Raw genomic sequence first — 23,073 nt, forward strand, 5'->3', positions numbered from 1 at the left:
ATGAAAATGGCCGGCGCGAATTCAAACTCCGCATGGAAGGGCCGCGCGATCGCTGCGGCAATCGTCCTGCTCGGGGCCGCGGCGCTCTGGTACGCCTACGATCGGTCGTCGCGCTTTCCCTCGACCGATGACGCTTCCATCGACGCAGATGTGGTGCACGTCGCATCGCCCGTCGGCGGCCGGATCGTGCGGGTTGCCGTCGAGGAGAACGAGCGGGTCGCGAAGGGCGACGTGCTGTTCGAAATCGATCCTGTGTCGTACCGGCTGGCCGTCGCGCAGGCGCGGGCCGAAGTCGAGCTGGCACGCGCGGCACTGGCCACGCGCCGCCGCTCGCTGATCGGCGAGACGTCGAACGCATCGATCGCCGCCGACCAGACCCGCCGCGCGACGCATAACTACGATCTCGCCACACGCAGCGTCGAACGGCTGCGGCCGCTCGCGGCACAGGGCTACGTGTCGGCCCAGCAGTTCGACCAGGCGGTGGTTGCGCAGCGGGACGCGAGCGTGTCGCTCACGCAGGCCAGCGAGCAGCAGCGTTCGTCCGCGCAGACGATCGGCGACGACTCCGACGCCATCGCCACGCTGCACGCGCGCGAGGCGGCGCTGGCGATCGCGCAGCACGCGCTCGACGATACGGTTGTGCGCGCACCGTTCGACGGCTACGTGACGGGGCTTTCGATTCTCGCGGGCGAGACGGTCGCGCCGAACCAGTCCATCTTCACGCTGATCCATGCGAACGAATGGTTCGCCGTGGCGAATTTCCGGGAGACGGCCCTCGGGGCAATCGACGTGGGCGATTGCGCGACGGTGTATTCGATGATCGACCGCACGCATCCGATGCGCGGCAAGGTCGTCGGTATCGGCGCGGGGATCCTGGACACCGATCGCGTGGACGTGCCGCACAGCTTGCCTTATGTGCAGCAGTCGGTGAACTGGGTACGAGTTTCGCAGCGCTTCCCGGTGCGGGTGCGGATCGACGCGCCGGCCGCGAAGCTGGTACGGATCGGTGCGAGTGCGATCGTCGAGGTCCGGCATGGCCAAGCTTGCCGGTGACGTCGGCACGCCCGGCCTGCGGGAGATCGCAGGACTGCTCGCGCCGTTTCCGGGGCGCGCTTCGTTCGTCACGCGCATGGCCCTGATGTGCGCCCTGACGACGCTGATCGCGAGTGCGTACGGCACCCCCGAGGCCGCGCTTTCGGCCTATCTCGTGTTCTTCTTCAACAAGCCCGACCGCGTGACGAGCATCGTGACGTCGGTCGCGTTGTTCCTGCTCGTGACCGTGATCATCGGGATCGTGATGGGCTTCGCGATCTTTTCTATCGACGTGCCGGCGCTGCGTGTCGGCTGCATGACGGTGCTTTCGTTCGGACTGCTGTTCGTCACGTCGGCGAGCAAGCTGCGGCCGGTCGGTGCGACTGTCGCCATGATCGTCGGCTATGGTCTGGACGAACTCGGCCTCGCGCCGATCGGCGAGGCCGCCACGCGCGGCCTGCTGTACGCGTGGCTCTTCGTCTCGATTCCGATTGGCGTTTCCATCGTCGTGAACCTGCTGTTTGCACCGTCGCCGCGCCGCCTCGCCAGCGCGCAGCTCGCGAAGCGCCTGAGGCTCGCGGCGCGCCGCCTGACGGGCGCGGCGACCGAGGCCGAGCGTGCCGGATTCGAGGCGTGCCTGCGCGAAGGCGAGCACCAGATCCTGGCGTGGCTCAAGTTCTCGAAGCTCGAAGGTACCTCCACCGCAGCCGACTTTGCGGCGTTGCGCGCCGCGGCCGCGGCGACGACCGCCATTCTGCTCGCGACGGATCTTGCCGCAAGCGAACCCGGCGCGCGGTTGCCTGCGGCCTGCGCGGCGCGGCTGGCACAGACGATGGAGCAGATGGCCGCGATGCTCGATGCCGGCGGTTATCCAGTGGACGTCGTGGTCGATCTGCAAGACCTGCCCGAGGCGACCACGTTGCCGCCGCTCGCCGCGCTCGTGCTCGCCGACCTGCGTGCGGCGCTGGAGGGCTTCGCGGTGCCGGCTTCGAAGGAGGCTCCCGCCCCGGCGCCGGAACCTGCGCGCGGCAGCTTCTTCGACGCGGACGCATTCACGAATCCCGATCACGTCCGCTACGCGTTGAAGACCACGGTGGCGGCGATGTTCTGCTACCTGCTGTACCAGCAGCTCGACTGGCAGGGCATCCATACCTGCTTCCTCACCTGTTACATCGTCTCGCTCGGCACGACGGCCGAATCCGTCGAAAAGCTGACTCTGCGGATTGCCGGCTGCCTCATCGGCGCGGTGGCCGGCACGGCGGCGATCGTGTTCGTGACGCCGGCACTGACTTCGATCGGCGAGCTGATGGCGCTGGTGTTCGTGGGCGCGTGGCTGTCCGCGTGGGTTGCGGTGGGGTCGCCGCGAATCGCGTATATCGGTTTTCAGGTCTCCTTTGCGTTTTTCCTCTGCGTGATCCAGGGCGCGGCCCCCGCGTTCGACCTGACCATCGCACGCGATCGCGCGATCGGCATTCTGATCGGTAATGCCGTGGCTTATCTCGTGTTCACGCGCGTATGGCCGCTTGGCATTGCTAAGCGAATCGACAAGGCGCTGGATGAACTGGTTGCCCAGTGGGGCCGGGTTGCGCGCACAGTCGACGCGGGCGCGCGCCGCACGCTTGCCGCGGGGGCGCTCGCGCAATACGGCGCACTCTACGGGGATCTGGGCTTGATCCACTACGAGCCTTCGTGGGTGCGTCCCGCGCCCGAATGGATCGCGAGCCGGCGGCGTGCGCTTGCCGAGCTCGGCGCGCTGGAGGGGCCGCTCTTTCTGTCGGCCGGCCGCGTGGGCGCTGCGGCCGATGCCCGGTTGAGCGAGGTCGCCGAACGAATGGAGCAGGGCGGAGATGTGAACCGGGAGGTCGGCCGTCGCGACCGCGGCGACCGCGACGTCAACGCGCTTCTGAACGTGATCGACGCGCGCTTCGGCGAGATCGCCGAAGCCGTGCGCAGCCCAACCGAAGGAGACGACGATCGATGCGCGCCCTTGAACCGACGCCCTGGCTGACCGCGCTGGCCAGCGCATTGACCGCCGCCCTGGTAGTCTCGGGGCTCGCGGGATGCGCGACGTCCTCGCTGGATCTTGCGCCTCCCGCGCCTGACCGTCCGTGGCAGCCGCAGACCGACACGGCTGGCAATATCGTGCCGGGGCCGCCGCATAGTGCCGCCGGTTCGATCGACGCAGCGCGCGAGGGCTACACGTTACCGCGCAGCGCCGGGCTGGCGTCGATCGAACCGGCGGCGCTCGACGCCAGCCATCCGTACACGCTGCCCGAGCTGATCGATCTCGCGGAATCGACGAATCCGCTCACGCGGATCGCCTGGAACGACGCGCGCAATGCGGCGCTCGCGGCGGGCATCGCGAAGACCGCTTATCTGCCGCAGCTCACCGCGACGGCGATGGGCGGCTACCAGGCATCGGGCGGTTCATCGTCGACGTTGCTTGGCAACGTGTCGACCAATGCGGACATCCACGGCACGGTGTCGGTGCTTGCGCTGCAATGGCTGCTGTTCGATTTTGGCGGCCGCCGCGCGCGCGTCGATGCGGCCACGCAACTCTCGGTCGCCGCGAACGTCACGTTCACCGCCGTGCATCAGCACGTGATCCACGACGTGAGCGTTGCGTACTACATGTACGAAGCCGCGGGTGAACGCGCGAGCACCGCGCAGCAGTCGCTCGACAACGCGGACGGCATCCTCGCCGCCGCTCGTGCGCGATACGGGCGGGGCGTGGGCACGGTCGTCGAAGTGGCGCAGGCCACGCAGAACCAGGCCCAGGCGAATCTTGTCAAGGTGCAGGCGGACGGCGCCCTGAGCGACAGTTATTTGAGCCTCGTCTCCGCGCTCGGCGTCTCGCCGTTGTCGAAACCGACGATTGCCCCGTTGCCGCCGCGCGCGCTTTCGCCGGCGCTGCACCAGTCGGTGGACCAGATCGTTGCCGACGCGATAGCACGGCGGCCCGACGTGCAGGGGGCGTACGCGCTCGAACAGGCGAACCAGGCGAAGATCCGCGCAGCCGAGGCTTCCTTCATGCCGAAGGTGTTCTTGTCCGCGGCGGCTGCGTACGGCACTGGTTCGACGGCGATCACGGCGATCCCGCCAGTCGGCGATCAGGCGGCAACCGTCAACCTGACCGGCAGCCGCCGCAGCGGCAGTGTGTTCCTCGGCGTGACGATCCCGCTGTACGACGGCGGGTTGCGTTCCGCCGTGCTGATGCAGGCGCGCAATGACGCGGATAGCGCCTCAGAGCAGTTGACCCGGACGAAGGACGAGGCCGTCCGCCAAGTCGTTGCCGCGCAGAACGCGCTTTCCACGAGCCTTGCGTCGAACGCCGCCGCGAAAGCGCTGGTCGCCGCCGCGCAGACGACTTACGACGCGGCGTTCTCCGCGTACCGGCACGGGGTAGGCTCGATCACCGATGCGCTGCTCGCACAGAATCAGTTGCTCGCGGCGCAGAACGCCTATGCGGACAGCTACAGCGCCGCGCTTTCCGCCGCCGCGTCGCTCGCGCTCGCCACGGGGGAGATCGGCACGACTACGCCTGACGGCGAGCCCGCCTGGTAGAGAGGGGTGTGAGTTTCCGGAGAAGCCCGTTTGGAGTGCTTACAGTCCGGTGCTTCTTTTGACGGCTTCTTTTTGCTGCTTCTTGAACCAGAAATGAAAAAAGGCCGGCTATGCCGACCTTTTCCGCAAATTCCTGGTGCCCAGGAGAGGACTCGAACCTCCACAGTGTTGCCACCGCCAGGACCTGAACCTGGTGCGTCTACCAATTCCGCCACCTGGGCACATCTTCAAGCTAGTTCGCAATTATAGCGGCCCGAAGCAAGCTGTCAACGGATGTTTGAAAAAATTTCACCGGAAGGGCCGACGGTCGTGAAATCCTGTTGCGCAATCCGCCCGCCTTGGGGATAGAGATGCGCAAAAGCGCGTCATTCACGCGCTATTTTATTTTCCGGCCAGGAAATGAAAAAGGCCAGCTGGAAGCTGGCCTTTTTTGAATCTGGTGCCCAAGAGAGGACTCGAACCTCCACAGTGTTGCCACCGCCAGGACCTGAACCTGGTGCGTCTACCAATTCCGCCACCTGGGCAAGGTGTCGTTTGCCGTTCGATGTGTCGTGCAGCAAAGACCGCCATTCTAGCGTGCCCGCCGCGCTTGTCAAGTGTTTCCTGAAAAAAGCGCGGTGCGGCGTTTCCGGCTCGCCGCCACGGCGTTTGTCTCCTGTGTTGCCCTCGCGCGCCCGGTCCGCGCGGCGTCTGCCGCGTACGATGCGGGTGTTAGAATGCCTCGCAGCAGTGGCGCCGGTGGGCGCGTGGCCCACGGAAGCTCGCCGGCCGGCACGCTGAATGAAGCACTCGAAGACCGGGGCGCCGCCCGAGTTTCGTCGTTGAATGAAATTTGGGCGACGCGACAGATCCGACATCGACGCAACGAGAACAACCATCGACAAGCCCTTGAGCAAATATCCGTATCCGATTCCCAGCCGCGAAGAGATTCTCGGCGTGCTGCGGACCAGCGAAACGCCCTGCACCGCGAACGATATCGCCGAGGCGCTCGCCATCAAGCGCCAGGAGCGCGAAGGGTTCTTCAGACGGCTCGCCGCGATGGAGCGCGACGGGCAGATCCGGCTCGATTCGCGCGGCCACTATCAACTGGCGCATCCTTCCAGCTTCGTTGCGGGCCGCGTGCAGGGCCATCGCGACGGCTACGGCTTTCTCGTGCGCGACGACGGCCAGGACGACCTGTTCCTGCCGCAGGGCGAAATGCAGAAGGTCATGCACAACGACCGCGTGCTCGCGCGCATCGTCGGCTATGACCGGCGCGGCCGCCCCGAGGGGCATATCGTCGAGGTCACCGACCGCGCGAACACGCGCGTGATCGGGCGGCTGCTGAACGAGAACGGCGCGCTGATCGTCGCACCCGAAGACAAGCGCATCGGCCACGACATTCTGGTGACGCAGAATCCGAAGAAGGCGAAGGTCGGGCAGGTGGTGGTGGTCGAGCTCACCGATTTTCCGAGCCGCCATTCGCAGCCGCTCGGCCGCGTGGTCGAGGTGCTCGGCGACATCGACGATCCCGGCATGGAGATCGAGATCGCCGTGCGCAAGTACGGCGTGCCGCACGAATTCAGCAAGCCCGCGCTCGACGAGGCGGCGAAGCTGCCCGACGCCGTGCGTCCCACGGACATCCGCTATCGCGTGGATCTGCGCGACGTGCCGCTCGTGACGATTGACGGCGAGGACGCGCGCGACTTCGACGACGCCGTCTATTGCGAACCGGTGCAGGTCGGCCGCGGCGAGGGCTTCCGCCTGATCGTCGCGATCGCCGACGTCTCGCACTATGTGCTGCCGGGCAGCGGCCTCGACGTCGACGCGATCGAGCGCAGCACGTCGGTGTACTTCCCGCGCCGCGTGATTCCGATGCTGCCGGAGAAGCTCTCGAACGGGCTCTGCTCGCTCAATCCGCACGTGGATCGCTGCGTGCTGGTGTGCGACCTGGTCATTACCGCGCGCGGCGAGATCAAGGCTTACCAGTTCTATCCGGGCGTGATGCACTCGGCCGCGCGGCTCACCTATACCGAAGTCGCCGCGGTGCTCAAGAACACCAAGGGACCGGAGGCGATGCGGCGCGCGGCCTTGCTGCCGCAACTGCAGAATCTCTACGGCGTGTACAAGGCGCTCTTCGCCGCGCGCCAGAAACGCGGCGCCATCGACTTCGACACGACCGAAACGTATATCGTCTGCAACGCGCAGGGCAAGATCGAGCAGATCGTGCCGCGTCAGCGCAACGACGCGCACAAGCTGATCGAAGAGTGCATGCTCGCGGCCAACGTCTGCGCCGCGGACTTCATGAAGCGCAACAAGCACCCGGGCCTCTACCGCGTGCACGCGGGCCCGAGCGCCGAGAAGCTCGAGAACCTGCGCACCTTCCTGCGCGGCATGGGCCTTTCGCTCGGCGGCGGCGACACGCCCCACGCGAGCGACTACGCGGCGCTGATGGCGCACATCCGCGACCGGCCCGACGCGCAGATGCTGCAGACGATGCTGCTGCGCTCGATGCAGCAGGCCGTCTACAGCCCGGACAACATCGGTCACTTCGGTCTTGCGTACGAGGCCTATGCGCACTTCACGAGCCCGATTCGCCGCTATCCGGATCTGCTCACGCACCGCGCGATCTACGCGATCCTGCAGGGCAAGAAGTATCAGCCTGCCGCGCCCCACGGCGTCGAGCTCAATACGGCGCTGTCGCCGCGCGCCCGCGCGCTCCAGGCCGAGGACGAGGAAAAGCGCGGCAAGCGCGGACGCGGCGGCAATACGGCGATCTGGGAAGAGCTCGGCCTGCACTGCTCGGCCAACGAGCGCCGCGCCGACGAAGCGTCGCGCGACGTCGAGGCCTGGCTCAAGTGCTACTTCATGCGCGACAAGCTCGGCGAGGAGTACGGCGGCATGGTGAGCGGCGTGACGTCGTTCGGCATATTCGTGCAGCTCGACTCGCTCTTCATCGAAGGTCTCGTTCACGTGACGGAACTGGGTTCGGACTACTTCCAGTACGACGAGATCAAGAACGAGCTGCGCGGCGAACGCACGGGTATCCGCTACCGGCTTTCGGACCGCGTGCGCGTGCAGGTGAGCCGCGTCGATCTCGACGCGCGCAAGATCGATTTCCGTCTCGTGCGCGACACGCCCGTCAAACCCGCGGCCGGCCGTACGGCACCGGCGGACAAGGGTATGGGCATGGGCGATGGCGGCCCGCGCGTGCGCGCGCTGCAGGACGGCGACGCACCGCGCCGCAAGAAGGCCGCGAGCGCGCCGAGCGCTTCGGTGAAGGAAGCGCGCGCCGCCCGCGGCGCGGCGAAGACCGCAAAGAAGCGCGCCGCCGCCAAGGCCGCGACGAAGAAGCCGGCACCGCGCAAGAAGCGCTGAGTGCCGCAGGCGCGGCGCTTGCCTCCGGCTCGTATGAGGGGGCGGGCGCCGCGATACCCGGCGCGTGCCGGCGGCCGGAAGAGTTACAGTCGTTCGTCAGGCGCGCGGTGCAGTCCCTGCACGCGCCGCGTGGCGGACCGTTCATCAGGGGTTGTCTCAAGTCATGTCACGTCTCAAGGTTCTTTACGGGTTTCATGCGGTGACCGCGCGTTTGCGGCACGACGCGTCGACGGTCGAGGATGTCTATTACGATCCGACGCGGCGCGACCGCCGCATGCAGGACTTCCTGCATGCCGCAAAGGACGCCGGCGTGCGCGTGATCGCATCCGACGAAACGCGGCTCTGGGGGCTCGCGCATACGGAGCGCCATCAGGGTGTCGTCGCGCGCGTGCACGATCTGCCGCTTGCGCAGAATCTGGCCGAGCTGCTCGACGGCATTGTGGGCGCGCCGCTCCTGCTCGTACTGGACGGCGTGACCGATCCGCACAATCTCGGCGCCTGCCTGCGGGTGGCCGATGCGGCCGGGGCGCATGCCGTCATTGCGCCGCGCGACCGCGCGGTGGGCCTGAACGCCACGGCCGCGAAAGTGGCGAGCGGCGCGGCCGACACGGTGCCCTATATCACCGTGACGAATCTGGCCCGCGCGCTGCGCGAGCTCAAGGAGGCGGGCGTGTGGGTGGTGGGCACGGCCGGCGACGCGAGCGCGAGCCTTTATCAGACGAAGCTCGAAGGCCCGGTTGCGCTCGTGATGGGCGCGGAAGGCGAGGGCATGCGCCGGCTCACGCGCGAGACCTGCGACGAGGTCATGCACATTCCGATGGCGGGCACGGTGGAAAGCCTGAACGTCTCGGTGGCGAGCGGCGTGTGCCTCTTCGAGGCCGTCCGGCAGCGCGGCGTCGCGAGCTGAGCCTTGCATGGGACCGGAGTAAGCGCTAAAGCGCCAACTCTGGTCGACAGCCTTGCATGGGACCGGAATCGGCCGGCTGGTCCTGCCAACTCCGGTAAACTAGGCGCCTCCCGCTTTTTTCCTCTCTCGCGCCGTATTCCCATGACTCAAGACGAACTGAAACAACTGGTCGGCAAGGCCGCCGCCGACTACGTGAACGCGAACGTGCCCGAGGGCGCCGTGATCGGCGTCGGCACCGGCTCGACCGCGAACTGCTTCATCGACGCGCTGGCCGCCAGCAAGGACCGCTACCGCGGCGCGGTGTCGAGCTCCGTGGCAACCACGGCGCGCCTGCAATCGCATGGCTTTCGCGTCTTCGACCTTAACGACATCGAAGGGCTGCCCGTGTATGTCGACGGCGCCGACGAGATCGACGCGCAGGGCGCGATGATCAAGGGCGGCGGCGGCGCGCTCACGCGCGAGAAGATCGTGGCGTCCGTGGCCGAGGTGTTCGTTTGCATCGCCGACGCGAGCAAGCGCGTCGACGTGCTTGGCCAGTTCCCGCTGCCCATCGAGGTGGTGCCGATGGCACGCACGGCCATCGGCCGCCGCGTGAATGTGCTGGGCGGCGTGCCCGTGCTGCGCGTGCAGAAGGACGGCTCGCCTTATCTCACCGACAACGGCAACGAGATCCTCGACGTGAAGGGTCTGAGCATCAGCGACCCGTGCGCATTCGAGGCGCTCGTCAACGCATGGCCCGGTGTCGTGACCGTGGGTCTCTTCGCGGCGCGCGGCGCCGACCTCTGCCTGCTGGGTGCCGCAACGGGCGTCGAGCGCATCGACTACCCGAAGCGCTGAGGCAAAGGCAGCGGGCCGCGCCGGGCGGCCCGCCACAAAGTCCGCGCGGAGCCTGTCCCGCGCGGCGTCCCTCCACTCACGCTCACTCCACCGTTTCCGCCTGGCGCAGACGCGGCAGCAGGCGGTCGAACTCGCGCCGCACGAGCCCGTAGCATTCGCAGGCGCGGGCTTCCAGACCCTCGCGATCCAGCACGCGAATGCGGCCGCGGCTGTGATGGATCAGGCCTTCGTCGTGCAGCTTGCCGGCTGCCTCCGTGATGCCTTCGCGGCGCACGCCGAGCATGTCGGCGATCAACTGCTGCGTGACTGTGAGGTCGTTCGAGGCCACGCGGTCCACTTCGATCAGCAGCCAGCGGCACAACTGCTTGCTGAGAGAATGGTGGCGATTGCACGCGGCCGTCTGGGCCACCTGCGTGAGCAGGGCGTGCATGTAGAGCAGCATCAGGCGGCGCAGGAAGTCCGAGCGGGCGAACTGCTGCTTGAGACTTTGTGCGCTCATGCGATACGCGAAGCCCGCGCATTGCACCTGCACGCGGTTCGGCATCGTTTCGCCGCCCGTCAGGACCGGCACGCCGGTCATGCCTTCGCGGCCGACTGCCGCGATTTCGACCGAGCTGCCGTCTTCCATGGTCGAGAGCATGGAGATGATGGCCGTGGTCGGAAAGTACACGTGATGGATGCGCTGGCCGGAATCGCACAGCAATTGTTCGGTACGCAGATGAACGAGTTCGAGATGGGGGGCGAGCGCCTGCCACTCATGCGACGGCAGGGCGCCAAGCAGGTGGTTGCCGTGCAGGTCGGATTGAAGGGTCAACATGATTGGTCCTCATGCGAGGCTGCTTGCGAGCAAGCGCTGCCTCGTTGTTATTCGTTCCGGCTCGCGAATCCGTAGTTGTGTGCCGTTTCCCGTTCGGCTATCCGTTCGTCGTGCCAGCCCCATAGTCCCGTATGCGTACGCCGGTCTGATCCCGGCGCTTATCGCTAGTGTGGCGACATGTCTTTAGCAGGGTGTGTGCCAGAACGGCATGCATCGCGACCCCACGCGTCTTCGCGGGCATTGCGCCTCGAGCCGTGCCGGAGAAGTCGGCCTTTTTGTTTCACTTCTGCACGATGAATTCCGCCGCCGCACTTCTTGCCGGATGAATTTTGGTTTATCTAACGCCTTGATTTAGTGTGATTATTCGTGGTTCTCCGGGTGTTTCCAAAAATGACTCCAGACTGAAACACGCGCCGTGCGCGGCGAGCGCCACCACCCGGCTACACAGAAAGAGGCCGCCGAAAACGATACAGGGCTGACACATTGGCGCGGCATACGCGAAAGTGTTCGGACCTGAAACATCGTTGCGTAACGTCGTGTCACGTTACGCGGATAAACGGCGTCTTCCCGAAACGGCGAGCGATCAGTGTGTGTATGCGCACAGAGCGGCGCCGCGAGGTTTGTTCCAATCATGATCAGGGCGGGCGCGGCGAGGCTTGGGAGCGCGGCCGGCCATGATCATCCAGGGGGACGGCGCATGAACCAGGTGGTGCCGCACGCCAGCCTGACGGCGATGGCGAACGAAATCGAACCGGTGCTCGTCGTTCAGCCCGTCGTGCTGGCGGGCGGCTCGGGTACGCGCCTGTGGCCGCTCTCGCGCGAGCATTGTCCCAAGCAACTGATCGAACTGCTCGACGGCGAATCGCTGCTCGAGGCAACCGTGCGGCGCTTCGACGGCGTATTCGCACCGGCCGACGGTGCCGGCCCGGCTGCGGTCTGCAAAGCCGCGCCGCTCGTCGTGAGCAGCGAGGAATTGCAGTTCCTGACGGTCGACCGCCTTGCCCGCAGCGGCATGGCCGCGCGCGTGGTGCTCGAACCGGTGGCGCGCAATACGGCGCCTGCGCTGACGGTGGCGGCGCTTGCCGCAAAAGCCGCTCAGCCGCCGACCGTGCCCGCTGCCGCCGATCCCGTGCTGGTCGCCATGCCGGCCGATCATCTGATCGCCGACCGCGTCGCGTTCGCCCGCGCGCTCGAGCGCGCTGTCGAGCATGCGGCGCGCGGCGCGATCGTGACGCTCGGCGTGCCGCCGCAGCGCGCGGAGACCGGCTACGGCTATATCGGCGCGGGCCGGGTGCTCGATGCTCAGGGTGCGCGCATCATCGAACGTTTTGTCGAGAAGCCGGATGCCGAGCTCGCGGCGCGTTATATCGCGTCCGGCGACTTCTGGTGGAACAGCGGCATCTTTGTCGTCCGGGCCTCCGTGTGGCTTGCCGCTATCGCGCTGGCGCGCCCCGCGATCGCCTTGCGCTGCGCCGAGGCCTTCGAGCGCGCGAAACGCGACGCGGATGGCAGCGTGCATCTCGATGCGGCCGCGCTGGCCGCGTGTCCTTCCGATTCGATCGATTACGCGGTCATGGAATCGATCGGCACCGAAGCAGGTCTTGCGGGTGTCGTCGTGCCGCTGGTTGCGGGCTGGTCCGACGTCGGCGCCTGGGACGCGGTCTGGCAGGTCTCGCACAAGGACGCGAGCGGCAATGTCGCGCGCGGGCGCGTGCTGTTCGAAGACGTGAGCGATACCTTCGCGCATTCGGACGGGCGTCTCGTGGCCTGTGTCGGCGTGCGCGGCGTCGTGGTGGTCGAGACCGCGGATGCGGTGCTGGTCGCCGCGAAGGATCGCGTTCAGGACGTGAAAGCAATCGTCGGGAAACTGAAAGCGCAAAGCGGCGACGAAGCCCGGCACCATCGGCGCGTGGAGCGGCCGTGGGGCTGCTACGACTCGCTCGATCGGGGCGAACGCTTTCAGGTCAAGCGGATCGTCGTGAAGCCAGGCGGGCGGCTTTCGCTGCAGATGCATCACCATCGCGCGGAACATTGGGTCGTTGTGCGCGGGACGGCCCGCGTCACGCGCGGCGACGACGTATTTTTGCTGTCCGAGAACGAATCCACCTATATTCCATTGGGCGTGAAGCATCGTCTGGAGAACCCAGGAATCACACCGCTCGAAATCATCGAGGTGCAATCGGGCGGCTATCTGGGCGAAGACGACATCGTGCGTTTCGACGATCAATACGGTCGCGCACCGCTGCAAAACAAGGAGAAGGCGTGATGCCGCACGGCGCGGGATAGGCGCAATGGCGCCGCAGCACTGCATATGCACAGCCGGTGGAAACCGGCCAGGGGTAAATAGGCATTCCATACAGTTGACCGGCCCGCAGGACAACCAGGAAAAATGGCCGGCCCAGGTACCAGGATGAGGCTCGCAGGATGACGTCTCGTGCGGACTGCACATCGGCTTGACCGCAACACGTCAGGAGATATCCTGGGTGGCGGGATATGTGATCCGCATGCAACGTACAACATGGCGTTCTACGACGCATGAGGAGCCCGCAGTGTCTGGCAATGAGGGGTGATAACGCCGAATCGGGGGGGAGTGTCATGGAACTCGGGAACAAGGAACGCTCGCTGGTGAGCAAGGTCATGGATGGCCTGATCGCCGGCATTGTGGAAGAGCGCTACGGTGCGGTGCTGCCGCCGCAGGATGTGCTGTCGAAGGAATTCGACGTGAGCCGCACGGTGATGCGCGAAGCGCTTTCCATGCTGCTTGCGCGACATATGCTGGACGTGCGGCCGAAGATCGGCACACGTATACGGCCCATGCGCGACTGGCGCATGATCGATGAAGACGTCGTGAGCTGGCGTTTTCGCGCGAAGCCGGACAAGACTTTTTTGCGAGACGTGATCGAATTTCGCGCGCTGATCGAGCCCGCCGCGTGCGGTCTTGCGGCGACGCGCGCCACGGCAGCCGACATCGCGGGCATTCGCGACGCGTACGAGGTACTGCGCGAGACGAGTCCGGGCGACAATGGTTGCCAGGCCGCCGACGCGCTTTTGCATACGCGCATACTCGCGGCGAGCGGCAATCAGTTCTACCAGCAGATGGCGGCGATTATCCGCGGTGCGCTTTCGCTCGTGAATCCGATTCTCAACGGGCGCGCGGACGGCTGGGCGAATATCGTGCGCGCGCACGGCAGCATCGTCGAGGCGATCGAGCGGCGTCAGCCGCAAGAGGCCCAGGCTGCCGCGGCGGCGATGATCGAATCGACCGCCGGGGAGCTGCAGCGCGCGCTGGCGTCGGAGGCGTCCGAGGCGCTTGCGCAGCGCTAGACTCGCGCGGTTTTCGTCGACGCCTGGTGTGCGTGTCCGTGCGAAGCGCGGCGGCGCCGTTGCGGCGCGCTGCGCGTTTCGGGTATCGTGCGTGTCTTTGGTCTGCCGCGCCATCGGCGCGGCGCATAGCCGGAGCATGCAGCACATGAGCGGGACGGAAACGATTCGTTGGGGCATTGTCGGCGCGGGCCGCATCGCGCGGCGCTTTGCACAGGGCGTGGCGCACGTGGAGGGCGCGCGCATCGGCGCGGTCTGGTCGAGGCGCGCGGAGCCGTCGGCAGCGCTGGTGCAACAGCATGGTGCGAGCGCATGCGCGAGCTTTGAAGCGCTCCTTGGGAGCGGCGTCGACGCCGTTTATATCGCCACGCTGCAGGACAGCCACGCCGACTACGCTATTGCCGCGTTGGAGGCCGGCTTGCCGGTGCTCTGCGAGAAACCCGCCACCGTGAACGCCGCGCAGCTCGCGCGCGTGATCGAGGCCGCGCGCGGCGCGCAGCGTCTCTTCATGGAGGCGATGAAGCCGCCTTTCTATCCGCTCTACTGCGCGTTGCGCGCTCACCTCGCCGCCGATCCCATCGGCCCGGTGGAGCTCGTGCGCGCGGGGTGCTCGGTGGCGAACGTGAGTGCCGACCATCCTTCGTTCTCCTACGAACATGCGGGCGGCGCGTTGCTCGATATCGGCGTGTACGAGATGTTTCTCGCGGTGGACTGGCTCGGCGCGCCGCTCGACGTACAGACTTTCGGCCGGCTTGGCCCCACCGGCGTGGACACCTTCGCGAGTCTCAACTGCCAGCACGAGCACGGCATCGCGCAGCTCTTCTGCGGTCTCGATCTGCATGGGAAGGGTGATGCGCTGCTCGCGGGGCCGCTTGGCCATGTGACGATCCACGAGAACTGGTGGAACCCTGTACGCGCGACGATCCGCTATGTCGACGGCCGCACGGTGGACCTCGACGAACCGTTCGAAGGCGGCGGCCTCAACTACGAGACCGCGCACTTCTGCGAGCTGCTGCGTACGGGCGCGCTGGAGAGCCCGGTGATGACGCATGCGCACTCGCGCGGCATGATTGCGATGGCCGATGCGGCGCGCGCCGCGCTCGGCCTGCGCTTCGCCTGCGAGTGAGCGGGGCGGCCGGCGGGGCCCGGTGACGCCGGGTGGTGCTTAATGCCGCTCAATGCCGCTTAATGTCGCGAGGGCAGCGCGAGACGCTTTTCGAACCAGTGCTGGACCCACTCCAGCACCTGGCAGAGCACCCAGTAGACCGCCGCGGCGGCGAGATAGAGCGGCAGCGGCTGAAAGGTCGAGGCGATGATTTCCTGCGCGCTGCGCAGCAGCTCCGTCACGGTGATGACCGAGACGAGCGAGGTGTCCTTGATGAGGCTGATGAGGCTGTTCGAGAGGCTCGGCACGGCGATGCGCAGCGCCTGCGGCGCGATCACGTAACGCAGCGTCTGACGCCGCGAGAGCCCAAGACTGTAGGCCGCGAGCCACTGGCCGCGATCGATGCCGAGTATCGCGCCGCGCATGCTTTCGGACAGATAGGCGGCGACGTTGGCGGACAACGCGATCACGCCGGCCGGCGTCGGGTCGAGCGAAATGCCGACGCTCGGGAGTCCGTAGTAGATGACGAAGATCTGCACGAGCAGCGGCGTGCCGCGCATGAGACTCACATAAACCCGCGCGATCTTCGGCAGGACACGATTCGTGCTGATGCCCATCAACGCGAGCACGGCGCCGCCGATGAGGCCGAAGATCATCGAGAACACGGCGAACTTGACCGTCAGCACAGCGCCCTGCGCGAGCACCGGCAGCGACTGGATGAGGAGCGTAGTGATGGGCATGGGCGAAGCGCGGGTTGAGTTCGGGGCGAACTTACTGCGCGATCGGCTTGCTCACGTCGATGCCGAACCACTTCTCCGAGATCTTCGTGAACGTGCCATCGGCTTCGAGTTGCGCCATGGCGTCGTCGATCGCCTTCGCGAACTTCGGATTGCCCTTCTTGAACGGGATGGCCGACGGGTTGCCGTTGCCGACGATCGCACCCGTGCGCAGCGGCAACTGCGAGTTCTTCATCAGGTACGCGAGCATCAGGCGGTCGTTGAGCGCGGCGTCGAGGCGGCCGGCGGCGAGATCGCGCAGATACTCGGGCGCGCCCGGGTAGGTCACCACGTCGATGCCGGGCACCGACTTCGCCATGTCCATGTAGTTGGTGCCGAGACCGACGCCGAGCTTCTTGCCCTTGAGGTCGTCGAGCGACTTGAACTCGCGCGTGTCGTCCTTGCGCTGGATGAGCTGCGCGGCCGAGTAGGTGTACGCCGGCGAGAAGTCGAGCACGGCCTTGCGCTGGTCGGTCACGCCCACCTGGTTGACGATCACGTCGAACTTGCCGGCCTGCAGGCCCGCAATGATGCCGCTCCACTCGGTCGTGACGAACTCGGGCTTCAGGCCGAGCTTCGCGGCGACGGCCTTCGCGATGTCCACGTCGTAGCCGACGAGCTGGCCGTCGGGCGCCTTCGAATCGAACGGCGGGAAGGTGCCTTCGAGGCCGATGCGCAGCGTGCCGCGCGCCTTCACCTGGTCGAGCAGGTCGTCGGCGTGGGCGCTGGCCGAAACGAACGCGGCGCCGATCAGCGTGGCCGCAAGGAGTTTTTTCAGCAGGGCGAGTTTCATCGTTTTCCTCTTGTAATCTTGTAATGGCGCGGGTGACCCATGACTAGCGTGAAACTATAGCGTCAGGCGCGGCGCGCGGCCAGTGCGCGCGCACATTCGGCGACGAGCGCGGGGCCCTGGTAGATGAAGCCGGTGTAGAGCTGCACGAGCGAGGCGCCTGCCTCGATCTTCGCGCGCGCGTCGTCTCCCGAGAAGATGCCGCCCACGCCGATGATCGGCACGTCGGCGCCGAGCTCGGCACGCAGCTTGCGGATCACGGCGTTCGACGCCTCGAATACCGGGCGCCCGGAAAGGCCGCCGGTTTCGTCCGCGTTCGGCTGGCCCTGCACGGCGGCGCGCGAGAGCGTGGTGTTGGTCGCGATCACGCCTTCGAACCGGTGGCGCAGGACGGTGTCGGCGATCTCCTTGATCTGCTCGTCGTCGAGGTCCGGCGCGATCTTCAGCGCGAGCGGCACGAGCTTGCCGTGCAGGTCGGCGAGGCGCTGCTGCTTGTCCTTGAGCGCCGCGAGCAGCGCATCGAGCTCGCCCGCGCCCTGCAACTGGCGCAGGTTCTTCGTGTTCGGCGACGAGATGTTGATCGTCACGTAGCTCGCGAACGGGTAGACGCGCTCGAGACAGAACAGATAGTCGTCGGCGGCGCGCTCGATGGGCGTATCGGCGTTCTTGCCGATGTTCAGGCCGAGGATGCCGCGATAGTGCGCGGCCCGCACGTTCTTCACGAACTGCTCGACGCCTTGATTGTTGAAGCCCATGCGGTTGATGATGCCGCCCGCCTGCGGCAGCCGGAAGATGCGCGGACGCGGATTGCCGGGCTGCGAGCGCGGCGTTACGGTGCCCACTTCGATGAAGCCGAAGCCGAGCGCCGCGAAGCCGTCGATGGCGGCGCCTTCCTTGTCGAGTCCCGCCGCGAGGCCTACCGGATTGCGAAACGTGAGGCCCATCACGGTGCGCGGCGAGTCGGGCGTATGCGAGCCCAGCAGGCCCGCCATGCCGGTGCGGCCGGCGGCGCCGATGGCGCGCAGCGTCAGATGGTGGACGTCTTCGGCGTCGAAGCGAAAGAGCTGGTCGCGCAGAAACGGATAGAAGGAGCTGAACACGGGAGGAGGGCGCGGATGCCGGAAGAATGGGAACCCGCTATTTTACCGGCTTTGCGGGCCCCGGCGAGGGCGCCCCCGGCCTGCGCGGCCTGTCACGCCGCGCTCCGGCCGCCACCTTGGGTAGACGGCGCGCCCTTTATGCGCGGGCGGCGAGTGCCTCGTCGAGCGGCGCCCACACGCCGTCGAAAAGGCCCTCCAGCGGCCGGAAGTGCGCCTTGTAAGCCATCTTCGGGCTTTCGCGGATCCAGTAGCCGAGATATACGTAAGGCAGTTGCAGGCTGCGCGCCTGCTCGATCTGCCACAGGATGTTGTAGGTGCCGTAGCTCGTGTGCGGGGCGTCGGGCTCGAAGAAGGTATAGACCGACGAGAGCCCGTCGCCGAGGATGTCGATCATGCTCACCATGCGCAGCGTGCCGCTGCCTTCGGGGTCCTGCGCATCGCGCTCGCGGAATTCGACGAGGCGCGAATTGATGCGGCTTTGCAGGAGGAACTGCTCGTACTGGTCCCGGCTGTCGCGGTCCATGCCGCCGCCCGCGTGACGGGCCGACTGGTAGCGCATGTAGAGCGCGTAGTGCGCTTCGTCGTAGTGCAGGGGCGCGACCGTCGCGACGAGCTCGCCGTGCTGCTTCCAGGTGCGGCGCTGCGTGCGGCTGGGCGCGAAGCGCGTGACCGGCACGCGCACCGGCACGCACGCGCGGCAGCCGTCGCAGTAAGGGCGGTAGGTGAAGACGCCCGAGCGCCGGAAACCCGCCTTGACCAGTTCGGTGTAGACGTCGGAGTTGATCAGGTGGCTGGGTGTCGCCACCTGCGAGCGCGCAATACGCCCCTCCAGATAGCTGCAGGGGTAGGGCGCCGTTGCATAGAATTGCAGCGCGGAAAGCGGTGAAAGCGGCAGCTCGTTGGGATGCGTCACGTTGGCGGCTCTCGTAGCAGTTCGGATCGTCGCGCGCACGGCGCGCTGGTGGCGCGGCGGCCGCGCGCGACATGTTCTATCTTCAGTCTAACATCGAGCCCGAAGCGGAATCCATCGAATTGCGCGGCACGACGGAAGGCTTGCCGCGCCCGCCGGGCGGCCCGCCCGGGTCTTGCTCAAGCCGCCGGGGCAGTGTCCGGGCGCGTTACGTGGTCGGCGAGAATCGCCTTGTCGAAGCGCCATGGAATGCGTGGCGCATCGACCGTTGCGCGCACGTGTGCGATGAAAACCTTGCGCGCAATCTCGTGCCCGCCGAGCGACGCGAGGTGCGAGGTGTTCTGCTGGCAGTCGATCAAGGCCACGCCGTGGCGCCGCAGATGCGCGACGAGGGCGGCGAGCGCGATCTTTGAGGCGTCGGTGACCGAGGCGAACATCGACTCGCCGAAGAACATCGTGCCGAGCGACACGCCATAGAGGCCGCCCACGCGCTCGCCGTCGTGCCAGGCCTCGATGCTGTGCGCGTCGCCGATGCGGTGCAGGGCCGAGTAGGCGTCGATCACGTCGCCCGTGATCCAGGTGCCGCGCTGGCCGTGGCGCGGCGCGTTCGCGCAGGCGCGCATCACGGCGGCGAAGTCGTCGTCGACGCGAATCTCCCACGCGTCGTCGCGCAGCACGCGCTTGAGCGTTTTCTTCAGCGACGGCGAGACCTTGAACGCGTCGGGCCGCAGGATCATGCGCGGGTCGGGGCTCCACCAGAGCACGGGCTGGCCGTCCGAATACCACGGGAAGATGCCGTGCCGATAGGCGTCGATGAGGCGCGAGGGCAGCAGGTCGGCGCTCGCGGCCAGCAGCCCCGGCGCGCCGCTGCCGGCGCCGAGCGCGCGTTCGACGCTGGGAAACGGGTCTTCGGGCCCGAGCCAGGGAACCATCGGGAGTGGGGGTCAGCCGTCGCGCAGCGAGCGCAACACGTCGCCGGTGTGCAGGCCGTAGCTGCCCGACTGGCGGTCGGCGAAGAAAAAGCGCAGCGTCTGCCCGACCGTGGGAAACGCAATGTCGTCCCAGGGAATTTCGCGCTCTTCGAAAAGGCGCACTTCGAGGCTCTCCTCGCCGGCCGCGACATCGATGTCGAGCAGGCGCGCGAGATAGAACAGGTGGACCTGATGCACGCGCGGCACGTTCAGCAGCGAGAAGAGGTTTTGCACCTCGACGCGCGCGCCGGCTTCCTCGAGCGTTTCGCGCGCCGCGGCCTCGGCGGTGGTTTCTCCCATCTCCATGAAACCGGCGGGCAAGGTCCAGTAACCGTAGCGCGGCTCGATGGCCCGCCGGCACAGCAACACCTTGTCCTCCCAAACGGGGACAGTGCCGACCACGTTACGCGGATTCTGATAGTGCACGGTGCCGCAGGCCGAGCAGACGTAGCGTTCGCGGTTGTCTCCGGGCGGCACGAGCAGGCTGACCGCCTGACCGCAAGTCGAGCAGAATTTCATGGGTGCGATTGGGGGAAGAGTGATGCGAGTGTATCACCGCGGGGCGGGTGGCCGTGAGGGTGGCCGCGGCGGTGGCAGGCTGGTGCCGCGCTGGCCAGACAGGCGCGGAAAACAAAAAAGGGTTACACGCGAATGCGTTGTAACCCTTGCTTGCTGTTCGACGGAGAGTGCTTGGTTGCGGGGGTAGGATTTGAACCTACGACCTTCGGGTTATGAGCCCGACGAGCTGCCAGACTGCTCCACCCCGCGTCCGTCGAAGAAAAGATTATAGCGCGGCTACTTCTGCATTGCAACAGAGATTAACGAATTCCCTTCGAGTCGTTTGCGGGACGCTTGCCGGCGGCCCCAGGCTAGAATCGGGGACCTGTCGAAAGACCCATTCCCGTTCGTATCCATGGATATCGCACACGATCTGCAGTCGATTGCCGCGCAGGAAGCGGCGCTGGTCTTTCCCCGTTTCGACGCGGCCCGCGCGTGGGAGCTCGGCTCCTGCCTGCATGAACTCGCGCGCTCGCGCACGCACGCTCTCGTCATCGACGTGCGCACGTTCGGCCAGCCGCTTTTCTTCAGCGCGCTCGACGGCACGACGCCCGACAACGTCGACTGGGTGCGCCGCAAGTCACGCGTAGTCGAGCATTTCCGCCGCAGTTCCTACGCGATCGGCCTGCGCATGCAGCAGGCGGGCACGACGCTCGCCGAGAAGCACGGCCTGCCCGTTGCCGACTACGCCACGCACGGCGGCGCGTTTCCGCTCGCCGTGGCCGGCGCGGGCGTGATCGGCTCGGTGACGGTGTCGGGGCTGCCGCAGCGCGCCGATCACGAGCTCGTCGTCGAGGCCCTGTGCGCGCTGCTCGGCGCCGATTACGGCCAGCTTGCGCTGGCGAAGGCCTGACGCCATGCGTTTCGGCCCCTGGACCTGGCTCGTCATCGCCATCATTGCGGAAGTGATTGCGACCTCGGCGTTGCGCGCCTCGAACGGCTTTACGCGGCTCGTGCCCTCGGTCATCGTCGTCGCGGGCTATGGGCTCGCGTTTTACGGGCTCTCGCTTACGCTGCGCAACATTCCCGTCGGCATTGTCTATGCCGTGTGGTCGGGCGTGGGCATCGTCCTCATCACGCTCGTCGCCATGGCGCTCTACCGCCAGGTGCCCGATCTGCCCGCCATGCTGGGCCTCGGCCTGATCGTGGCCGGGGTGGTCGTGCTCAACCTGTTCTCGAAGATGCAGGCGCACTGACGCCGCGCCGAGGCACGCGCCGGGCAGCGTGCCCGGCAACGCGCGCGCGAGGGCGGTCTCAGCGCGCCGCGGGCGGCTCGATACGGATGCCTGCGGCCTGAATCGTGGCGCGGCTCTTCTCGCCGTCGAGCGAGGCCGCGTCCTCCCACAGGCTGATCGCCCGCGCGATGTCGATGTCGTGCTTCCGTGCGTAGTCGAACCAGCGATTCGCCGCTTGCGGTTCGGGAATTTCCTGTTCGTTGACGAAGTAGCGGCCGGTGAGTTTCGAGTCCATCGCGTGCGCCGAAGTGAATAGCGAGAATCAGTGCGCAGCGTAACATGTATGGATCAACGCGCCGTCTGCCGGCGCCCGCTCGATCCGGCTACTCCGATTGTTCCGACGAATTGCCCAGCGAGGCTGGAGATGAATATTCGCTTTCTTCCCGATGCGCCGGTCTACCGCGATTCGAATCTGACGGTCGTGTTCGCGGCGCTCGTCGATGGCGCCAGGGTGCCGTGTGCGATTTCCGTGGAGGCGCTCGAGGATCATTTCGGTGCGCCTCCGCTCAGCCGCGACGCTTCCATGCAGGCCTTCGATGCGGGCCGCCCGCGCATTTCGATGTATTTTGAAAACCGTGGCGCGTTTGCATCGCGCCTACCTCTCAATCTCCGGTCACTTCGATTGCCATGTCACAGGATCCCACCGCCTCGTCCGCGAGCGGCGCCGGCCAACAGGTCGTCACCCGCGTGGCGAACCGCATCGGTTTCATCGAACTCGAACGTCCCGAGGCGCTGAACGCGCTCTCGACCGGCATGGTTCGCGCCATGCAGGCCGCGCTCGACCGCTGGCGCGGCGACGTCGGCGTACTAGCCGTCGTGGTGCGCTCCCGCCACGCGCGCGCGTTCTGCGCGGGCGGCGATATCCGCTTTCTCTACGAGTCGTATCGGGCCGGCGACCGGGCCGCGTTGGACACTTTTTTCACCGAAGAGTACCGGCTCAATCACGCGATTTTCACTTACCCCAAGCCCTATATCGCGTTCATGAACGGCGTGGTGATGGGCGGTGGAATGGGGATCTCGCAGGGTGCGCATCGCACGGGCGGCCTGCGCGTGGTGGGGCCGTCCACGCGCCTTGCCATGCCCGAGACGCGCATCGGCCTCTTTCCGGATGTGGGCATGGGCTGGTTTCTGGCGCGTACGCCGGGCGCACTCGGCCGTTACCTGGCGGTGAGCGGTGAAACGATCGACGCGCCGGCGGCGCTTTATGCGGGCCTCGCCGACGCGTACCTGGACGAGGCGGCATGGCCCGCGTTGATCGATGCGCTCGAAACGGAACCGTTCGCGACGGGCGAGGAGATCGTCGCGCGGATCCGGCGCGAAGCGGCCGTGGGCGAGGACGTTCGGCGCGAGGCCGGCGCCAGCGCGCTTGCCGGGGCACGTGCGTGGATCGACCGGCATTTCGGGTTGCCCGACGTGCCGGCCATCGCGGCGTCGCTCGACGCGGTGCAGCGCGAAACGCAGGGGCCCGAGTCCGGTTGGGCCGAGCAGGCGGCGGGCGTGCTGCGCGAGCGCTCGCCGCTATCGATGGCGGTTTCGCTGGAAGTGGTGTCGCGCGCGGAAGGGGCAATGGCGGACGTGCTGCGGCGCGATCTCGATCTCACGCGGTCGACTTTTGCTCAGGGCGACGTGATGGAAGGCATTCGAGCCCGCATCATCGACAAGGACAACCGTCCGGACTGGCGTTTCGAGCGCATCGAGGACGTGCCGCGCGCGCAGGTCGAGCGCATGTTCGAAAGCTCGTGGTCCGAGGCGGACCATCCGTTGCGCGACCTGAAGGGCTGAACCCGCCGCGC

General features: G+C 66.9%; 21 protein-coding genes and 3 tRNA genes. 13 read left to right on the top strand and 11 right to left on the bottom strand.

What is annotated here, in order from left to right:
* From mdtN to WJ542_RS10480, 3 genes are read left to right on the top strand one after another with little or no spacing between them, the layout of a single operon-like run.
* Nucleotides 1-1,053: a multidrug transporter subunit MdtN gene (gene mdtN, locus WJ542_RS10470; RefSeq protein WP_411189233.1), complete on the top strand. Its 1,053-nt coding sequence runs from the start codon at nt 1-3 to the stop codon at nt 1,051-1,053.
* A complete protein-coding gene (locus WJ542_RS10475; protein WP_411189234.1) occupies nt 1,034-3,040 on the top strand; it encodes an FUSC family protein in 2,007 nt (668 codons plus the stop codon). Before mdtN ends, WJ542_RS10475 begins: the two co-directional genes overlap by 20 nt.
* Nucleotides 3,010-4,596 (top strand): TolC family protein, encoded by a 1,587-nt coding sequence (locus WJ542_RS10480; protein ID WP_411189235.1) that lies wholly within the window; start codon nt 3,010-3,012, stop codon nt 4,594-4,596. Before WJ542_RS10475 ends, WJ542_RS10480 begins: the two co-directional genes overlap by 31 nt.
* A gap of 134 nt (nt 4,597-4,730) precedes the next feature.
* Here the strand turns inward: WJ542_RS10480 and WJ542_RS10485 are convergent.
* A tRNA-Leu gene (locus WJ542_RS10485) sits at nt 4,731-4,817 on the bottom strand.
* A gap of 216 nt (nt 4,818-5,033) precedes the next feature.
* Nucleotides 5,034-5,120 (bottom strand) — tRNA-Leu (locus tag WJ542_RS10490).
* Nucleotides 5,121-5,484: 364 nt separating this feature from the next.
* On the opposite strand from WJ542_RS10490, the gene rnr reads away from it, so the two are divergent.
* The 3 genes from rnr to rpiA all read left to right on the top strand — a co-directional run bounded on the left by rnr (nt 5,485) and on the right by rpiA (nt 9,697).
* Nucleotides 5,485-7,953 carry a ribonuclease R gene (rnr, locus tag WJ542_RS10495; RefSeq protein ID WP_411189236.1) on the top strand — a complete coding sequence of 823 codons (2,469 nt, stop codon included), beginning with the start codon at nt 5,485-5,487 and terminating at the stop codon, nt 7,951-7,953.
* Between the two features lie 163 nt (nt 7,954-8,116).
* Entirely contained in the window at nt 8,117-8,860 is a 744-nt protein-coding gene (gene rlmB / locus WJ542_RS10500; RefSeq protein WP_411189237.1) for a 23S rRNA (guanosine(2251)-2'-O)-methyltransferase RlmB, read from the top strand.
* Nucleotides 8,861-9,001: 141 nt separating this feature from the next.
* Nucleotides 9,002-9,697, top strand: coding sequence for a ribose-5-phosphate isomerase RpiA (gene rpiA / locus WJ542_RS10505; protein WP_411189238.1), 696 nt, complete (start codon nt 9,002-9,004; stop codon nt 9,695-9,697).
* Between the two features lie 82 nt (nt 9,698-9,779).
* On the opposite strand, the gene WJ542_RS10510 is transcribed toward rpiA, so the two are convergent.
* Nucleotides 9,780-10,514, bottom strand: a complete 735-nt coding sequence (locus tag WJ542_RS10510; RefSeq protein WP_103705863.1) for a Crp/Fnr family transcriptional regulator — start codon at nt 10,512-10,514, stop codon at nt 9,780-9,782.
* A 697-nt stretch (nt 10,515-11,211) separates the two neighbouring features.
* On the opposite strand from WJ542_RS10510, the gene WJ542_RS10515 reads away from it, so the two are divergent.
* The 3 genes from WJ542_RS10515 to WJ542_RS10525 all read left to right on the top strand — a co-directional run bounded on the left by WJ542_RS10515 (nt 11,212) and on the right by WJ542_RS10525 (nt 14,961).
* Nucleotides 11,212-12,780 carry a mannose-1-phosphate guanylyltransferase/mannose-6-phosphate isomerase gene (locus WJ542_RS10515; RefSeq protein ID WP_411189239.1) on the top strand — a complete coding sequence of 523 codons (1,569 nt, stop codon included), beginning with the start codon at nt 11,212-11,214 and terminating at the stop codon, nt 12,778-12,780.
* A gap of 329 nt (nt 12,781-13,109) precedes the next feature.
* A complete protein-coding gene (locus WJ542_RS10520) occupies nt 13,110-13,838 on the top strand; it encodes a FadR/GntR family transcriptional regulator (RefSeq protein WP_411189240.1) in 729 nt (242 codons plus the stop codon).
* 145 nt (nt 13,839-13,983) lie between these two features.
* Nucleotides 13,984-14,961 (top strand): Gfo/Idh/MocA family protein, encoded by a 978-nt coding sequence (locus WJ542_RS10525; RefSeq protein ID WP_411189241.1) that lies wholly within the window; start codon nt 13,984-13,986, stop codon nt 14,959-14,961.
* Between the two features lie 59 nt (nt 14,962-15,020).
* On the opposite strand, the gene WJ542_RS10530 is transcribed toward WJ542_RS10525, so the two are convergent.
* The 7 genes from WJ542_RS10530 to WJ542_RS10560 form a co-directional block, all read right to left on the bottom strand.
* Entirely contained in the window at nt 15,021-15,680 is a 660-nt protein-coding gene (locus tag WJ542_RS10530; protein WP_411189242.1) for an amino acid ABC transporter permease, read from the bottom strand.
* A gap of 31 nt (nt 15,681-15,711) precedes the next feature.
* On the bottom strand, nt 15,712-16,509 hold the full coding sequence (locus tag WJ542_RS10535; RefSeq protein WP_411189243.1) for a transporter substrate-binding domain-containing protein: 798 nt from the start codon (nt 16,507-16,509) through the stop codon (nt 15,712-15,714).
* A gap of 62 nt (nt 16,510-16,571) precedes the next feature.
* Nucleotides 16,572-17,606: a quinone-dependent dihydroorotate dehydrogenase gene (locus WJ542_RS10540; RefSeq protein ID WP_411189244.1), complete on the bottom strand. Its 1,035-nt coding sequence runs from the start codon at nt 17,604-17,606 to the stop codon at nt 16,572-16,574.
* A 136-nt stretch (nt 17,607-17,742) separates the two neighbouring features.
* Nucleotides 17,743-18,519 carry an arginyltransferase gene (locus WJ542_RS10545; RefSeq protein ID WP_411189245.1) on the bottom strand — a complete coding sequence of 259 codons (777 nt, stop codon included), beginning with the start codon at nt 18,517-18,519 and terminating at the stop codon, nt 17,743-17,745.
* Between the two features lie 176 nt (nt 18,520-18,695).
* On the bottom strand, nt 18,696-19,448 hold the full coding sequence (gene aat, locus WJ542_RS10550; protein ID WP_411189246.1) for a leucyl/phenylalanyl-tRNA--protein transferase: 753 nt from the start codon (nt 19,446-19,448) through the stop codon (nt 18,696-18,698).
* A gap of 12 nt (nt 19,449-19,460) precedes the next feature.
* Nucleotides 19,461-20,006, bottom strand: coding sequence for an NUDIX hydrolase (locus tag WJ542_RS10555; RefSeq protein WP_411189247.1), 546 nt, complete (start codon nt 20,004-20,006; stop codon nt 19,461-19,463).
* Nucleotides 20,007-20,178: 172 nt separating this feature from the next.
* Nucleotides 20,179-20,255: transfer RNA gene (locus tag WJ542_RS10560), tRNA-Met, on the bottom strand.
* Between the two features lie 145 nt (nt 20,256-20,400).
* Between WJ542_RS10560 and WJ542_RS10565 the strand changes: the two genes are divergently transcribed.
* Nucleotides 20,401-20,898 carry a heme-degrading domain-containing protein gene (locus WJ542_RS10565; protein ID WP_411189248.1) on the top strand — a complete coding sequence of 166 codons (498 nt, stop codon included), beginning with the start codon at nt 20,401-20,403 and terminating at the stop codon, nt 20,896-20,898.
* 4 nt (nt 20,899-20,902) lie between these two features.
* On the top strand, nt 20,903-21,241 hold the full coding sequence (locus tag WJ542_RS10570) for a DMT family transporter (protein WP_027797196.1): 339 nt from the start codon (nt 20,903-20,905) through the stop codon (nt 21,239-21,241).
* A 58-nt stretch (nt 21,242-21,299) separates the two neighbouring features.
* Here the strand turns inward: WJ542_RS10570 and WJ542_RS10575 are convergent, their stop codons facing one another.
* A complete protein-coding gene (locus tag WJ542_RS10575) occupies nt 21,300-21,515 on the bottom strand; it encodes a hypothetical protein (RefSeq protein WP_411189249.1) in 216 nt (71 codons plus the stop codon).
* A 129-nt stretch (nt 21,516-21,644) separates the two neighbouring features.
* Here WJ542_RS10575 and WJ542_RS10580 point away from each other — a divergent pair, with 129 nt between their 5' ends.
* A complete protein-coding gene (locus WJ542_RS10580; protein WP_411189250.1) occupies nt 21,645-22,016 on the top strand; it encodes a DUF1488 family protein in 372 nt (123 codons plus the stop codon).
* On the top strand, nt 21,908-23,062 hold the full coding sequence (locus WJ542_RS10585; RefSeq protein WP_411189251.1) for an enoyl-CoA hydratase/isomerase family protein: 1,155 nt from the start codon (nt 21,908-21,910) through the stop codon (nt 23,060-23,062). Before WJ542_RS10580 ends, WJ542_RS10585 begins: the two co-directional genes overlap by 109 nt.
* Nucleotides 23,063-23,073 lie beyond the last annotated feature (11 nt).

It is taken from the genome of Paraburkholderia yinzeri (assembly GCF_046581065.1).
Taxonomy (GTDB): Bacteria; Pseudomonadota; Gammaproteobacteria; order Burkholderiales; family Burkholderiaceae; genus Paraburkholderia.

What these genes read in the sequence shown, in the direction of transcription:
- mdtN (WP_411189233.1), top strand. Translation starts at nt 1, where the DNA reads ATGAAAATGGCCGGCGCGAATTCAAACTCCGCATGGAAGGGCCGCGCG.
- WJ542_RS10475 (WP_411189234.1), top strand. Translation starts at nt 1,034, where the DNA reads ATGGCCAAGCTTGCCGGTGACGTCGGCACGCCCGGCCTGCGGGAGATC.
- WJ542_RS10480 (WP_411189235.1), top strand. Translation starts at nt 3,010, where the DNA reads ATGCGCGCCCTTGAACCGACGCCCTGGCTGACCGCGCTGGCCAGCGCA.
- rlmB (WP_411189237.1), top strand. Translation starts at nt 8,117, where the DNA reads ATGTCACGTCTCAAGGTTCTTTACGGGTTTCATGCGGTGACCGCGCGT.
- rpiA (WP_411189238.1), top strand. Translation starts at nt 9,002, where the DNA reads ATGACTCAAGACGAACTGAAACAACTGGTCGGCAAGGCCGCCGCCGAC.
- WJ542_RS10510 (WP_103705863.1), bottom strand. Translation starts at nt 10,514, where the DNA reads ATGTTGACCCTTCAATCCGACCTGCACGGCAACCACCTGCTTGGCGCC.
- WJ542_RS10515 (WP_411189239.1), top strand. Translation starts at nt 11,212, where the DNA reads ATGAACCAGGTGGTGCCGCACGCCAGCCTGACGGCGATGGCGAACGAA.
- WJ542_RS10520 (WP_411189240.1), top strand. Translation starts at nt 13,110, where the DNA reads ATGGAACTCGGGAACAAGGAACGCTCGCTGGTGAGCAAGGTCATGGAT.
- WJ542_RS10525 (WP_411189241.1), top strand. Translation starts at nt 13,984, where the DNA reads ATGAGCGGGACGGAAACGATTCGTTGGGGCATTGTCGGCGCGGGCCGC.
- WJ542_RS10530 (WP_411189242.1), bottom strand. Translation starts at nt 15,680, where the DNA reads ATGCCCATCACTACGCTCCTCATCCAGTCGCTGCCGGTGCTCGCGCAG.
- WJ542_RS10535 (WP_411189243.1), bottom strand. Translation starts at nt 16,509, where the DNA reads ATGAAACTCGCCCTGCTGAAAAAACTCCTTGCGGCCACGCTGATCGGC.
- aat (WP_411189246.1), bottom strand. Translation starts at nt 19,448, where the DNA reads ATGGTTCCCTGGCTCGGGCCCGAAGACCCGTTTCCCAGCGTCGAACGC.
- WJ542_RS10555 (WP_411189247.1), bottom strand. Translation starts at nt 20,006, where the DNA reads ATGAAATTCTGCTCGACTTGCGGTCAGGCGGTCAGCCTGCTCGTGCCG.
- WJ542_RS10565 (WP_411189248.1), top strand. Translation starts at nt 20,401, where the DNA reads ATGGATATCGCACACGATCTGCAGTCGATTGCCGCGCAGGAAGCGGCG.
- WJ542_RS10570 (WP_027797196.1), top strand. Translation starts at nt 20,903, where the DNA reads ATGCGTTTCGGCCCCTGGACCTGGCTCGTCATCGCCATCATTGCGGAA.
- WJ542_RS10575 (WP_411189249.1), bottom strand. Translation starts at nt 21,515, where the DNA reads ATGGACTCGAAACTCACCGGCCGCTACTTCGTCAACGAACAGGAAATT.
- WJ542_RS10580 (WP_411189250.1), top strand. Translation starts at nt 21,645, where the DNA reads ATGAATATTCGCTTTCTTCCCGATGCGCCGGTCTACCGCGATTCGAAT.
- WJ542_RS10585 (WP_411189251.1), top strand. Translation starts at nt 21,908, where the DNA reads ATGTCACAGGATCCCACCGCCTCGTCCGCGAGCGGCGCCGGCCAACAG.